Origin of the sequence: Cyanobium sp. PCC 7001 (assembly GCF_000155635.1) — a bacterium.
In the GTDB taxonomy this organism is placed as follows: Bacteria; Cyanobacteriota; Cyanobacteriia; order PCC-6307; family Cyanobiaceae; genus NIES-981.
Genome location: NZ_DS990556.1, coordinates 1,780,354 through 1,793,487 on the forward strand (window position 1 = coordinate 1,780,354; position 13,134 = coordinate 1,793,487).

The 13,134-nt window shown below is 70.6% G+C and carries 15 protein-coding genes; 4 read left to right on the forward strand and 11 right to left on the reverse strand.

The window, feature by feature from the left end; all coding sequences use genetic code 11:
- Nucleotides 1-1,554 carry a class I adenylate-forming enzyme family protein gene (locus CPCC7001_RS08860; RefSeq protein WP_006910528.1) on the forward strand — a complete coding sequence of 518 codons (1,554 nt, stop codon included), beginning with the start codon at nucleotides 1-3 and terminating at the stop codon, nucleotides 1,552-1,554.
- 77 nt (nucleotides 1,555-1,631) lie between these two features.
- On the forward strand, nucleotides 1,632-2,549 hold the full coding sequence (locus CPCC7001_RS08865) for a hypothetical protein (RefSeq protein WP_043368856.1): 918 nt from the start codon (nucleotides 1,632-1,634) through the stop codon (nucleotides 2,547-2,549).
- Here the strand turns inward: CPCC7001_RS08865 and CPCC7001_RS08870 are convergent.
- The 7 genes from CPCC7001_RS08870 to gloA form a co-directional block, all read right to left on the reverse strand.
- A complete protein-coding gene (locus tag CPCC7001_RS08870; RefSeq protein WP_225867211.1) occupies nucleotides 2,530-2,748 on the reverse strand; it encodes an acyl carrier protein in 219 nt (72 codons plus the stop codon). The genes CPCC7001_RS08865 and CPCC7001_RS08870 overlap by 20 nt on opposite strands.
- Before the next feature lie 123 nt (nucleotides 2,749-2,871).
- A complete protein-coding gene (gene rplA / locus CPCC7001_RS08875) occupies nucleotides 2,872-3,579 on the reverse strand; it encodes a 50S ribosomal protein L1 (RefSeq protein WP_006911709.1) in 708 nt (235 codons plus the stop codon).
- A 94-nt stretch (nucleotides 3,580-3,673) separates the two neighbouring features.
- On the reverse strand, nucleotides 3,674-4,099 hold the full coding sequence (rplK, locus tag CPCC7001_RS08880) for a 50S ribosomal protein L11 (protein ID WP_006909342.1): 426 nt from the start codon (nucleotides 4,097-4,099) through the stop codon (nucleotides 3,674-3,676).
- Nucleotides 4,100-4,202: 103 nt separating this feature from the next.
- On the reverse strand, nucleotides 4,203-4,820 hold the full coding sequence (nusG, locus tag CPCC7001_RS08885) for a transcription termination/antitermination protein NusG (protein ID WP_225867291.1): 618 nt from the start codon (nucleotides 4,818-4,820) through the stop codon (nucleotides 4,203-4,205).
- Nucleotides 4,821-4,985: 165 nt separating this feature from the next.
- Nucleotides 4,986-5,291: a preprotein translocase subunit SecE gene (gene secE / locus CPCC7001_RS08890; RefSeq protein WP_006910156.1), complete on the reverse strand. Its 306-nt coding sequence runs from the start codon at nucleotides 5,289-5,291 to the stop codon at nucleotides 4,986-4,988.
- A 42-nt stretch (nucleotides 5,292-5,333) separates the two neighbouring features.
- Nucleotides 5,334-8,189 (reverse strand): ATP-dependent Clp protease ATP-binding subunit, encoded by a 2,856-nt coding sequence (locus CPCC7001_RS08895; RefSeq protein ID WP_006909729.1) that lies wholly within the window; start codon nucleotides 8,187-8,189, stop codon nucleotides 5,334-5,336.
- Entirely contained in the window at nucleotides 8,189-8,593 is a 405-nt protein-coding gene (gene gloA, locus CPCC7001_RS08900) for a lactoylglutathione lyase (protein WP_006910810.1), read from the reverse strand. The genes CPCC7001_RS08895 and gloA overlap by 1 nt, the downstream gene beginning before the upstream one ends.
- 130 nt (nucleotides 8,594-8,723) lie before the next feature.
- Between gloA and eno the strand changes: the two genes are divergently transcribed.
- A complete protein-coding gene (gene eno, locus CPCC7001_RS08905) occupies nucleotides 8,724-10,016 on the forward strand; it encodes a phosphopyruvate hydratase (protein ID WP_006911418.1) in 1,293 nt (430 codons plus the stop codon).
- A gap of 25 nt (nucleotides 10,017-10,041) precedes the next feature.
- On the opposite strand, the gene CPCC7001_RS08910 is transcribed toward eno, so the two are convergent.
- The 3 genes from CPCC7001_RS08910 to CPCC7001_RS14080 all read right to left on the reverse strand — a co-directional run bounded on the left by CPCC7001_RS08910 (nucleotide 10,042) and on the right by CPCC7001_RS14080 (nucleotide 12,715).
- Nucleotides 10,042-11,742 (reverse strand): AarF/ABC1/UbiB kinase family protein, encoded by a 1,701-nt coding sequence (locus CPCC7001_RS08910; protein WP_006911531.1) that lies wholly within the window; start codon nucleotides 11,740-11,742, stop codon nucleotides 10,042-10,044.
- A complete protein-coding gene (locus tag CPCC7001_RS08915; protein WP_043368861.1) occupies nucleotides 11,739-12,056 on the reverse strand; it encodes a hypothetical protein in 318 nt (105 codons plus the stop codon). Before CPCC7001_RS08915 ends, CPCC7001_RS08910 begins: the two co-directional genes overlap by 4 nt.
- Nucleotides 12,057-12,118: 62 nt before the next feature.
- Nucleotides 12,119-12,715, reverse strand: coding sequence for a hypothetical protein (locus CPCC7001_RS14080; RefSeq protein ID WP_050757098.1), 597 nt, complete (start codon nucleotides 12,713-12,715; stop codon nucleotides 12,119-12,121).
- On the opposite strand from CPCC7001_RS14080, the gene CPCC7001_RS15185 reads away from it, so the two are divergent.
- The gene (locus CPCC7001_RS15185; RefSeq protein WP_006909102.1) at nucleotides 12,714-12,887 is read left to right on the forward strand and encodes a hypothetical protein; all 174 of its coding nucleotides are present in this window, start codon (nucleotides 12,714-12,716) and stop codon (nucleotides 12,885-12,887) included. The genes CPCC7001_RS14080 and CPCC7001_RS15185 overlap by 2 nt on opposite strands.
- A gap of 72 nt (nucleotides 12,888-12,959) precedes the next feature.
- On the opposite strand, the gene CPCC7001_RS15190 is transcribed toward CPCC7001_RS15185, so the two are convergent.
- Complete coding sequence (locus CPCC7001_RS15190) at nucleotides 12,960-13,124, reverse strand: hypothetical protein (protein ID WP_006910558.1); 165 nt, start codon at nucleotides 13,122-13,124, stop codon at nucleotides 12,960-12,962.
- Between the last annotated feature and the right edge of the window lie 10 nt (nucleotides 13,125-13,134).

The following is a 13,134-nucleotide window of genomic DNA, read 5'->3' on the forward strand; positions in this document are numbered from 1 at the left end:
ATGGCTCCTGCCCTGATCCGTCAGCTGAAGCGCGACACCGCACGGACCCTCGGCCGGAATCCCGCCGAGGTGATGGTCGACTGGGCGGGGCGTCCAGTCACGGCGGCGGAACTGCTGGAGCGGTTGCAGGCGGAGTGCGCCTGGTTCGAGGCCTGGCGGGCCATGTTCAAGGACGGATCCAGCCCCTGCATCGCCCACCTTGCCCCGGATGGCCTGCCCCTGCTGATCAGCACGATCGCCTGCCTGCTCAGCGGAGTCAGGCAGGCGATCGTGCCCCACGATGCCTCCAGCGTGGAGCGCGCCAGCCTCGCTCAGCGGTACGGCCTCACCCACTGGCTGGTGGGCCAGGCGTGGCAGGGCCGGACTTCTGAGCTGGCGGGGGAAGGGGACTGGGAGGGCGCCCCCGCCAGTCCGGAGCAGTTCGACGTGGTGCCGCTCTCCGCAGGTCTCCAATCCGATGGTTCCCCCGAGGCCCATGCCGCCTTTGGAGAAGCGGAGGAGGCCCTCCTGCTCTCCACCACCTCGGGAACCAGCTCAGGGCGCCCCGGCATCAACCGAACGACCGCCTCCCAGATCCTGAGCGGTGTGCAGCGGCTGGACTGGTCGCCCTATCAGCTGCTGCACAGACCCCTGCTCGGACCCGGTCTGCAGCACCACAGCTCCCGGCTGTTCAAGCTGACATGCGTCATGCAGGGGACTGGCCTGGTGGTGCGCGATCCCCTCGCTCCGATCGGCCCGGATGTGCTCGCCCAGGGCTGCACCGGCACGCCGATGGCGCCACTGGCCCTGCGACGGCGGCTTGAGGCAGGGCAGCTGGATCGGCTGCCCGGTTCCTTCCTCGTCGTCACAGGGGCCGACCGGGTGCCGATGGCCCTGCGGGAGGCCGTGCGGCGGCTCCACAGCTGCAGCCTGGGGATCACCTACGCCACCAGCCAGTGCGGCCCGATCAGCTGGCTGAGCCCCGAGGCGCTGCTGGACCACCGCGAAGGCCTGGGCCATCCGCTGGACAACGTGAGGCTGGCGCTGATCGGCGCGCCCCGACTGCAGCGTGATGGGCTCGGCTTCCACGAGGTGCTGGTCAGCAAGGTCACGCGCTGGCAGGTGGAGCGGGAGGGGGGCGGCATGGAGGTGCAGCAGGCCGTGCAGGAGCCGTTCAACCCGAACGACCTGATCGCCCGCAGCGCCGACGGCGCACTCATCTTCGGCGGCCGCTCCAACGACGTGTTTCTGTTCAGCTCCCTGCTGATTTCCCCCCTGGAGATCGAGGATGTGCTGCGCGCCGACCCGCGCGTGCGCGACTGCGTGGCGTTCGGAGCCAATTCCGAACACTATGGTGCCGTTCCCATGGCGGCTGTGGTGCTGCAACCCCGGAGTGCTGCAGGGTCCGGTGACGGGGAGACGGCCACGCTGCTGGCCGCATTGATGGAGCGGTGCCGCACGGCTCTGGGCCCGCGGCGGCCGCACCGCATCGTGCCGCTGGAGGCGCTGCCGCTCGGCCCCACCGGCAAACCGCTGCGGCGGGTGCTGGCGGAACGCTTCGCGTTGCGCTCATGAGCCAGGCACCGGCGCTGCCTTGGGAGGATCTTGAATGGGAGTTGCGGGGAGAAGCCCCGGCCCGGTGGGTCTCGCGGTTGGCAGGGATCAGCCTGAACCGCCTGCATCAGCACCAGCTGGTGATCAACCGGTTTGCCACCGGTCAGCAGCTGAGGAAGCTACTGAAGCTTGCCCGCGCGCGCGGCATCAACTCCGAGTGGCGCCGGCAATGGGCCGCACAGTCCCTGCTCTATTCCCCCCGGTTACGTCAGCAGGGCCCCCGGTACCGCCGGATCGACCATCCGGCCGCCAACCACTGGATCTCCCATTACCGCAGCCTGGATCGGGCCGGGGCAGCACAGAGGCCCGGGAGTCAGCGCCTCCGACGCCATCTGGTGATCGGCTTCACGGGCAACCTCGGCCTGCTGATGGCTCCTATCCCCTACGTGCTGAGCGCCCTCGACGCCAGCGGTTATGACCTGCTGCTGGTGCGACGCCACAGCCTGGCGGGCTACTTCTCCCAGAACGGCCAGGTGCTCCTGGAGATCGAGCAGCACCTTCGCCGGCTGCTGCAAGGCCTTCAGGCCAAGGGGCTGGAGACAGAACAGATCTGCAGCCTGGGCACCAGCAGCGGAGGCCTGCCGGCCCTTGTGGTCGCCCGCAACCTGGGGTTGCCGCTCGGTATTGCCATCGGGGCTGGAGCCAGCCCGCCCCTGCTTGAGCCGGGCGGCCTCCTCGATCGGCTTCAGCCCGTCCGAACAACCGGAACCCCGCAGGATCACACCACCGACCTGATCCTGGCGTTCGCCGCAGAGAACGGCCAGGACAGCACTTGTGCCGAGCTCCTCCAGCACTACTACCGGGCGCGGCAGTGGCTGCAGGTCACACCGTCGCCCAGGGCCTATCCCGGCTGCGCAGCCCACGCCCTGTTCATTGATCTCGTGGCTCAGGGCTGCACACTTGATCAGGCGCTGAGCGATCTGCTGGCCCATCCCCCTAGGGATCCTGGGGCCTGAGCCGGGCGATCAGCTCCTGCACGGTCTGCATGCCCAGCAGGTCCGCTGGCGTGATCACAACGCCGTGGTCGAGCTCGAGGTGGATGCAGAGCTCCATGGATCCCAGGCTGTCAAGCCCAAGGCGCTGCATGGGGATGGAGGCCAGGTCTCCCTGCAGGTCAGTCTCGATGGCGCCCAGGTCGGACGGCGGGATCGACAAGGCCTGCAGAGCAGACATCAGGCGGGCTACGCCCGCCTGGTTGGCCTCCGCCCCAGGGGGCGGGGGATCTGTCTGCTCGGCCGCTGGTCGCCCCTGTTCCACGAGCCCGTCACGGTGTTGATGTCAGCCCTCCTGCTTGAGGTCCTGCAGCGCCGAGAAGTCCACCTGCACCGAGGGGCCCATGGTGGAGGTCACGTACAGGGAGCGCCAGTAGCGGCCCTTGGCACCGCTGGGCTTGTTGCGGTCGATGGTCTCCTGCAGGGCCTTGAGGTTCTCCAGCAGCTTGGTGGGCTCGAAGCTGGCCTTGCCGAAGCGCACGTGCACGATGCCGGTGCGGTCGGCGCGGAACTCCAGCTTGCCCGCCTTGAACTCGGCGATGGCGCCGGCCAGATCGGTGGTCACGGTGCCGGCCTTGGGGTTCGGCATCAAGCCGCGGGGACCGAGCACCCGGCCGAGCTTGGCCACCTTGGGCATCATGTCGGGGGTGGCGATCAGCAGGTCGAAATCCATGGCACCGCCGGCGATCTGATCCACCAGATCGTCGTCGCCGGCCAGATCGGCACCGGCGGCCTTGGCGGCGGCCACGGCCTCACCGCGGGCGATCACGGCGATGCGGATGCTCTGGCCAGTGCCGTGGGGCAGGGCCACGGTGGTGCGCAGTTGCTGGTCGGTGTACTTGGGATCGATGCCGAGGCGCACATGGGCCTCGATCGTTTCGTCGAACTTGGCGTTGGCGTTGGCCTTCACCAGTTCGATGGCCTCCAGGGGCTCGTAGGCGCGCTCGGCGACCTTGGCCTGGAGGGAGGAAAAGCGCTTGGAAACGTTGGGCATGGCGGTGATGGGGTGCGGGCGATGCAGGACTGCCAGGGGCGCTGGGCGCCGGCGGCGGCTGGCTGGATCTCCCCCGGTGATGGGAACGGAAGGATCAGTCGCTGACGGCGACGCCCATGTTGCGGGCGGTGCCTTCGATGATGCGCATGGCCGATTCAACGCTGGTGCAGTTGAGGTCGGGCAGCTTGGTCTTGGCGATCTCCTCGAGCTGGGCACGGCTGATGGCACCCACGGCCCCCTTGGAGGAGGTGGCGGCGCCCTTCTCGATGCCGGCCGCCTTGGAGATCAGCACGGAGGCGGGAGGGGTCTTGGTGATGAAGGTGAAGCTGCGGTCTTCGAAGACCGAGATCTCCACCGGGATCACGTAACCGGCCTTGTCCTGCGTGCGGGCGTTGTACTCCTTGCAGAACGCCATGATGTTGACGCCGTGCTGACCGAGGGCAGGGCCCACGGGTGGCGCCGGGTTGGCTTTGCCGGCCTGGAGGGCCAGCTTGATCACGGCTACGACTTTCTTGGCCATCGTCTCGAACTACTGGGCGGGTCTGCGGATCGCCTCCGGGTGGAAGGCGGTGATGGAACGGCCGCCCTCCGCAGGGAGACGGCCGCTGAGCGGAGCCTGGAGCTCAGCTCTGCTTGCTGATCTGGGCGAACTCGAGCTCCACGGGGGTCTCGCGGCCGAAGATCGAGAGCAGGGCCTTGAGCTTGTTGCGCTCGCCCGACACCTCGATCACCTCGCCCTGGAAGTCCTTGAACGGACCGGCGGTGACGAGGATCTGGTCGCCCTCGCTGAGGTCGACCTTCACCACGGGTTTCTTCTCCGCGGCCCGCTTGAAGATGCGGTCCACCTCCTGGCGGCTGAGCGGGCGGGGCTTGATGTGGCCGCGGGCCCGGGCGGTGGCGCGACGCTCCTCGGCCCCCACGAAGTTGATCACGTTGGGGGTGCTGCGCACCGCCATCATCGTGTCCTCATCGAGCACCATCCGCACCAGCACGTAGCCGGGGAACACCTTCTCCTCGGTGCTCTGGCGGCTGCCGTCCTTCTTCAGCTTGACGCCCGGGGTCTGGGGGATCTCGATCTCGAGGATGCGGTTGTCCACGCCGAGGGTCACGGCCCGCTGCTCCAGGGTGGCCTTCACCTTCTTCTCGCAGCTGGACGCCACCTGCACCGCGTACCAGCGGGCCACCTGGCGCTTCTCGCCGGCCGCTTCGGTGGACGCGGTGTCGGCTCCGGCGGCCGGCAGCTCCAGTCCGGCATCAGCCGCGGGGTCGGCTTCGCTGGCGACGTTGTCGACTTGGCTTTCGGACAGGGTCTCGGACACGGGGCTTCAGGCTGGGGAGGCGGGAACGACGGAAGAGGGAGGGAGCGGAGGTTCGGAGCGGAGGCGGGCAGGGGGTCGGTCTGGGGGTCAGCCGAACACCTGGGCAGCCGCCCAGCCGTAGAAGCGGTCGATGGCGGCGATGGCCGCGGCCGACAGACCCACCATCAGGATCACCGCCACCGATTCGCTGAAGAGCTGCTGACGGCTGGGCCAGACCACCTTCCGCAGCTCCGCCAGGGTGGCGGCTCCGAAGCCGGCCGGTGCCGGGGCTTCGGCCGTTCCAGCCTCCAGAGAAACCTGCCCATCCGCAGCCTGATCGACGGCGGCCTTCGAGGCTGGCGCAGCGGACTTGGAATCAGCTGGGGTTGGATCAGGGGTTGGTTCGGACACCACGGGTGCAGGCGCACGCGGGCATCCGCGCGACTCGGCAAACGATCACCCTACCGGACGCCCCTCCCGGCCTGGCTCCGCCACGGGCTCGAAGCACAGCGATCCACCCGGCTCCGCCCCGGCCCTCACCCGCACCCCGCGGGCACCGCTGTAGCGCTCCTCCAGCAACTCGGTGGCCAGGGGGTTCTCCAGCCGGCGCCGCAGCACCCGCCGCAGCGGACGGGCGCCGTATTCGGGCTCATAGCCCTGCAGGGCCAGCGCCTCGATCACGGGCTCGTCCACCTGCAGCTCCAGCTGCTGCTCCGCCAGCAAGGCGGCCAGCTCCGCCAGCTGCAGCCTCACGATCCGCGCCAGATCGGCTTCCGCCAGCGGCCGGAACCGGATCACCTCATCGATGCGGTTGAGGAATTCCGGCCGGAAGCGGGCCGCCAGGGCCTGGTCCACCGCCTGCTCCAGCTGGGTGGCATCCAGACCGCCGCGGGCATGGTCGAGGATCGAGCGGCTGGCCAGATTGCTGGTCATGATCACCACGGTGTGGCGGAAGCCCACGGTGCGGCCCTGGGAATCGGTGAGGCGGCCGTCATCGAGCACCTGCAGCAGCAGGTTGAACACCTCGGGGTGGGCCTTCTCCACCTCGTCGAGCAGCACCACCGCGTAGGGGCGGCGGCGCACGGCCTCGGTGAGCTGCCCCCCCTCCTCGTAGCCCACGTAGCCCGGCGGAGCCCCCACCAGGCGGGCCACGGCGTTGCGCTCCATGAATTCGCTCATGTCGAGCCGCACCAGGGCCTCCTCCTCGTCGAACAGCGCCGCCGCCAGGGCCTTGGCCAGTTCGGTCTTGCCCACACCCGTGGGGCCGAGGAAGAGGAAGGACCCCACCGGCCGCCGCGGCGACTGCATGCCGGCCCGGGCGCGACGGATCGCTGCTGCCACGGCGGCCACGGCCTCGGGCTGGCCGATCACCCGCTCGCCCAGACGCCGGTCGAGCTCCAGCAGCTTCTGTCGCTCGCCGGCCAGCAGGCGCTGCACCGGAATGCCGGTCCAGCGGGCCACCACGTCGGCGATGTCGCCGGGCTCCACCTGCTCCCGCAGCATGGCGTCGGTCTGCATCTCCGCCTCCAGGGCCAGGCGGCGCTGCTGCACCCCGTGCAGCTGGTCGTACTGCAGGCGGGCCGCCTCCTCCAGATCCCCGCAGCGCTCGGCCTCGGCGATGGCATGGCGCAGGTCTTCGTCCTGCTGCAGCAGGTCCCGCAGCTCCGCCACCCGTTCCCGCTCGGCCTGCCAGCGCTGCTGCAGGTGCTGGAGCGCCTGCACGGCCTGGCGGCGCTGCTCCTGCAGGGCGATGCGTTCGGCCTCGGGGGCCGCCTCGGCCGAGAGCAGGGCCAGTTCCACCCGCCGCAGGGCCACTTCGGCATCCTCCACGGGCTGGGGCTTGGACGTGACCTCCATGCGCAGGTTGGCGGCCGCCTCGTCCACCAGATCGATGGCGGAATCGGGCAGGCAGCGGTCGGCGATGTAGCGATCGGCCAGGCGGGCCGCCGCCGCCAGGGCGGCGTCGCTGATGGTGACGCCGTGGTGCAGCTCGTAGCGCTCCTTGAGCCCGCGCAGGATCTCCACGCTGGTCTCCAGCCCCGGCTCGCGGATCACCACCTGCTGGAAGCGGCGCTCCAGGGCCGGATCCTTCTCGATGCTGCGGCGGTACTCCTCCGGCGTGGTGGCCCCCACGCAGCGGAGCTCCCCCCGGGCCAGGGCCGGCTTGAGGATGCTGCCGGCATCGGCATTGGAGCGATCCCCGCTCACCACGGTGTGCAGCTCGTCGATGAACACGATCACGCCGGGTTCGGCGTCGCGCACCTCCGCCAGCACCGTGCGCAGGCGCTCCTCGAACTGGCCGCGGAACTTGGCGCCGGCGATCAGGGCGCCCAGATCCAGCGCCACCAGCCGCTGGCCCCGCAGGGCATCGGGCACCTCGCCGGCCACGATCCGCTGGGCCAGGCACTCGGCCACGGCCGTCTTGCCCACCCCGGGCTCACCGATCAGCACCGGATTGTTCTTGCTCCGGCGCGACAGCACCTGGATCAGCCGGCGGATCTCGGCATCACGGCCGATCACCGGATCCAGTTCCCCGGCCCGGGCGGCGGCGGTGAGGTCGCGGCCGTAACGCTCCAGGGCCATCGGCTCGGGGGCCTCGGCCTCCAGCTGCAGGGCGGGAGCGGCGGGCGCCGCCGCGGCGGGCGGCGTGGGCCGGCCGGGACTGCGCAGGCCGGGGGCGGCATCGATCCAGTCGTCCGCTCCGGCCCAGGGATCGGCGGCAGGCGTGGGAGAGGTCGGGACGGCCGCGGCAGGGGGTGGAGGGGAAGTGGGCGGTGGCGCGGCGGCTGACGCCGGAGCGGCCGGCAAGGGCATGGCAGCTGGAGCCGGAGCCGCGGTGGGACGGGCCGGTGCCGCTGGACGCAGCTGGCGCAGCAGAACGTCCTCCGTGAGTCCCTCGCGGGCCAGCAGCCGCTCCCCGATGCGGGGCTCCTCCACCAGGGCCAGCAGCAGGTGGGGCACATCCAGCAGGCGTGAGCCCCAGCCGGTGCGGCGCCGGTCGGCCTCCTCGAGCAGATCCTCGAGGGCATCTCCGATGAAGAGCTCCCCATCGGGAGCACTGGGCTGCTCGGCGCAGAAGGCCTCGAGCCGGTCGAGCAGACGGTCGGAATCGAGGGGCAGGCGATCGACCCACTGACCGAAACGGCGATCCAGCAGCAGGGTCTGGAGCAGATGCTCCACATCCATCACACCGTGGCGCCAGCGGCGGGCCGTGTCCTGGCTGGCCAGCAGCAGGTTCCAGGCCTCCTCGCTGAAGCGATCGGGCTCGCTGGTGAGGCTGACGCCGTAGCCGGCACGCACATCGGTGGGCATCAGGCTGCACCACCGGCGCGGGAGCCGAGCTCGATCAGCTCCACCTTGTAGCCATCGGGATCCTCCACGAAGGCGATCACGGTGCTGCCGTGCTTCATCGGGCCGGGTTCGCGCACCACACGGGCCCCCATGGCCCGGATCGCATCACAGGTGGCATGGATGTCGTCCACGCCGAGAGCGATGTGGCCGTAACCCTCGCCGAGGTCATACGCCTCGGTGTCCCAGTTGTGGGTGAGCTCCAGCACGGTGTGATCCGACTCCGGGCCATAACCCACGAACGCCAGGGTGAAGCGGCCGCTGGGATAGTCCTTGCGACGCAGCAGCGTCATGCCGAGCACCTCGGTGTAGAAGGCAAGGGAGCGGTCCAGGTTCCCCACCCGGAGCATGGTGTGCAGCAGGCGCATGGGCAGACCGGCGCGGGCGTTGGGTGCGGAGCCATTCTGGCCAGCAAGCGGGCCGGCAGTGCCCGTTGCCACACCGGAGCGGGAGGGGGTGGCCCATAGGATCCTGCCCTGACAGCCGTGGCCCGAAGCCGTGATCGACACCCTCGACTACTCGATCGAAACCGTGGTGGCGCGGGAGGTTCTCGATTCGCGCGGCACACCCACCGTGGAAGCCGAGGTGTATCTGGAGAACGGTGCCAGCGGTCGGGCCATCGTGCCGAGCGGAGCCAGCACCGGCGCCCATGAGGCCCACGAACTGCGCGATGGCGGCAACCGCTACATGGGCAAGGGCGTGCTGCAGGCAGTGGCGAACATCGAGGAGAAGATCACCCCGGCCATCTGCGGCATCAGTGCCCTCGAGCAGGTAGCCGTGGACAGCGCCATGCTCGACCTGGACGGCTCCGACAACAAGAGCGCCCTCGGGGCCAACGCGATCCTGGCGGTGAGCCTGGCCACAGCCCGGGCGGCGGCCAACGCCGTCGGTCTGCCCCTGTACCGCTACCTGGGCGGCCCCATGGCCTGCCTGCTGCCGGTGCCGCTGATGAACGTGATCAACGGCGGGGCCCATGCCGCCAACAGCCTGGACTTCCAGGAGTTCATGCTGGTGCCCCACGGCGCCGGCAGCTTCCGGGAGGCCCTGCGCATGGGCACCGAGGTGTTCCACACCCTCAAGGGTCTGCTGAAGGACAAGGGACTGAGCACGGCCGTGGGTGACGAGGGCGGCTTCGCCCCCGACCTGGGCAACGGGGCCGCCGGGGAGCTGCTGGTGCAGGCGATCGAGCAGGCGGGCTACCGGCCCGGCGATCAGATCTCGCTCGCTCTCGATGTGGCCAGCACCGAGTTCTACCGCGACGGCCGCTACGCCTTCGACGGCGGCAGCTACACCAGTGCCGAGATGGTGGACCAGCTCGACCAGCTGGTGAACCGCTTCCCGATCGTGTCGATCGAGGATGGGGTGGCCGAGGACGACTGGGAGGGCTGGGCCCTGCTCACCGAGAAGCTGGGGAGCACGGTGCAGCTGGTGGGGGACGACCTGTTCGTGACCAACACCCAGCGGCTGCAGCGGGGCATCGATCTGGGTGTGGCGAATTCGATCCTGATCAAGGTGAACCAGATCGGCACCCTCACCGAGACCCTCCAGGCGATCGACCTGGCCGGCCGGGCCGGCTACACCAGCGTGATCAGCCACCGCAGCGGCGAGACGGAGGACACCACCATCGCCGATCTGGCCGTGGCGACCAGGGCCGGCCAGATCAAGACGGGCTCCCTGAGCCGCAGCGAGCGGGTGGCGAAGTACAACCAGCTGCTGCGCATCGAGGACGACCTCGGCAGCCAGGCCATCTATGCCGGCGCCGAGGACCGGGGTCCCCGCGGCAAGGCCTGAGCAGGGCCCGGGGCAAGGAAGGACCTCAGTCCGTCGCAGCGCTGGACTGGGGCTGGGATGCCTGGGCCGACGGGGAGGCGCTGGTGGCGGCCATGCCGGGAATCTGATCCAGGCGGCCATCCCGAGACAGGCGGGCCTGCAGCTTCAGCCAGCCCAGGCCCACCGGCAGCCCCGCCAGCAGGGGCACGGCCACCAGGGCCGGCTGGCGGCTGGCGGCCAGCACGGCGGCCGCCACGGCCAGACCGGCCAGGAGCATGGCCTGGCCGGCCGACTGCTGCGCCAGGGCGAGACGGCGCAGCAGCCGGTCGGTTTCCCCGGCGCGGATCTGCACCTGCAGGTCGCCCTGCTCGATGCGGGCCAGGTTCTCATCGAGCCGGCGCGGGATGCCGAGGGCCCGGCTGCCCACCGCGGCGGCCTGGCGGGAGAGTTCACCGAACAGATCGCCGCCGTTGCCGCTGGAGGTCATCAGGGGGAGCAGGTAAGGGCGGGCAATGGCCACCAGGCTAAAGCCGGGATCGAGGCTGCGACCCACCCCCTCGAAGGTGGAGAGGGCCCGCATCACGAAGATCAGCTCCGGCGGCACCCGGAAGGGCTGGCCGTACACGAGGTCGTAGAGATCTCCGGAGAGCTTCTCCAGCACGTTGGCGGAGAAGGGGGGCGTGAGGGCGTCGTTGAGCATCACCCGCACCAGCCGGCGCACCGGGCCGGGGTCCACTTCGGCGGCGATCACCCCGGCAGCCTGGAGCTCCTCCACCAGGGCCGAGGCATCGCGCCCAGCGGCGGCCCGCACCATGCGCCCCAGCCGTGAGCGCAGGCGGCTCGAAAGCTGGCCCATCATCCCGAAGTCGTAGTAGATGAGGGCCCCATCCGGGGCAACGGCCAGGTTGCCCGGGTGGGGGTCGGCGTGGAAGAAGCCGAAGCGCACCAGCTGCTGCAGGTAGCTGGCCGCACCCTTCTCGGCCACCGCGGCGGGCACCACACCAGCGTCGAGCAGGGCCTGGCGGTCGGTGATCTTGATGCCGGGCACGTAGTCGAGGCAGAGCACGCGGCGGGAGCTGAGTTCCCACACCACCGCCGGGATGCGGATGCCGGGGTCATCGAGGAACTGCTGGCGGAAGCGGGCGGCGTGCTCGGCCTCGAGCCGGAAATCCAGCTCCCGCAGCAGCACGCGGCGGCACTCCTGGGCGATGCCCACCCAGTCGCGGCCCCGACCCCAGCGCGGATGGCGCTGCACAACCCGGGCCACCTGCTGCAGCACCTCCAGATCGAGGCGGAACAACTTCTCCAGGCCAGGACGCTGCACCTTCAGAACCACCTGGCGGCCGCTGCGCAGACTGGCGCGGTGCACCTGGGCCAGGCTGGCGGAGCCGAGCGGGCTCTCCTGCAGGTCGATGATCTCGGCGCAGCGCTCGCCGAGCTCCTGCTCCAGCAGGGCCTGCACCACGGTGAAGGGGAAGGCGGGAACCCGGTCCTGCAGGGCGGCGAGCTCCTCCACCAGTTCGGCCGGCAGCACATCCGGCCGGGCCGAGAGCAGCTGGCCGAGCTTGATGAAGGCCGAGCCGAGGGCCAGGAATTCCTGGGTGAGCCAGCGGGCGCGGCGGCGGGCCCGCCGGCTGCGCCGTTCGGGCGTGGGACCGCCGGGATAGGTCCAGCGCTGGCCATCCCACCAGAGGCCGGTGGCCAGCCGCAGGGCCAGCCACCAGATGCGCAAGGGGCGCCGGATCACAGGCGCCGATCCACACGACGGCTCAGATCCGCCACCTGGGCGCGCAGGGCATCGATCTGGTCCTGCACGGCAGCAGGGCCCTCGGCAAAGGGGGTGTGCCCGGGCGACGCCTCACCGCCCCCGCGGCCACCGCGCTCGAGCCGGTCGGCCTCCAGTTCCACCTCATCCCAGAACAGCTGCAGCTCCTGGCGCAGCCGCTCCGGTGCGTCCTGCACCACCAGGGCCAGGTTGGCGGCAGCATCCAGCAGGCCGCTGCCCAGCCGCGCTCCGAGTCGCGCCAGGGTGGCCTGCATCAGGAGCTGGGGCGCCGGCATGGGGCGGGTTCTGCTGGAGAAACTGTGCCAGATGGCGCCCGCCGCTGCGGACTGAGCGACCCTCAGGGCGTGGGCGGCGGCAGGGTGGGCGCGACGGGCTCGTCCACGACCGGCTCAGGGGGCACCGCCGACTCGATGTCGCGTTCGCCTGGGGGCTGGGGGGGGGTCAGGAGGGCCTCGAGCTCCCGGGCACGGCGCTCCTCCTCGGCCTTCTGCTCGGCCTGGCGGCGCTGCTCGGCCTCGGCCTGCTTGCGCTCCTCCTCCTTCCGCTCCTGTTCCCGCTGCTTGGCCTGGCGCTCCAGTTCCAGCACCTCCAGATCGCCCCGGATCTCCTGGGCGTCTTTGCCGAAACGCAGGCGCAGGCTCTCCAGGCTGGTGCCGGGGAACTCGCGCACGTCGAAGCCCTGGCGGAGCTGCACGAGGCTCGGCAGTTGGAGCGCCAGCACCCGCTGGGTGATGCCGTAGCCCAACCCGAAGCAGAACCCCGCCACCAGCGGGCCGCGCCAGCGGTTGCGGGGGCGCGTCGGAACGGCGCGGCTCGGGCTGGAGGTGGCCATGGCCGCCAGGTTAAGCCGCACCGCCAGGGGCGCCCGGGCGGCGGCGCGCCGTCCGCCGCGGTTGACTTGGGGTTCACCGATCCCTGCATTCACAGACCCCATGCCCCTGCTGCCGCGCTGGCGCTACATGACGGATGAAGCGAAGGCCCTCACGCGGCGCACCGCGGTGTCGGCCGGGGTGCTGCTGCTCGTGTTGCTGGTGTTCCGCTCCCTGGTTCCCTGGATGCTGCTGGCGGTGGTGGCCTACTGGCTGTGGAAGGCGATGCGCCGCTGAGGTCGAGCTGACGGATCCGCTGACGGAGGCGCTGACAGAGGCGCTGGCAGAGGCGCACTCCCCCGCCCGCACTCAGGCCTGCTGCTCCTGCCGGGCCCAGAGCTTCTCCAGGGAACCCCTGAAGCCCTCCAGATCCGCCTTCGCCGGCCGGCGAAGGCGCTGCACCAGGCGGGCCAGCCGCCAGAGCTTGATTCCGGCGGCCAGCGCCAGCACCAGCCATGGCAGCAACAGGGTCATGGGCTGTTCT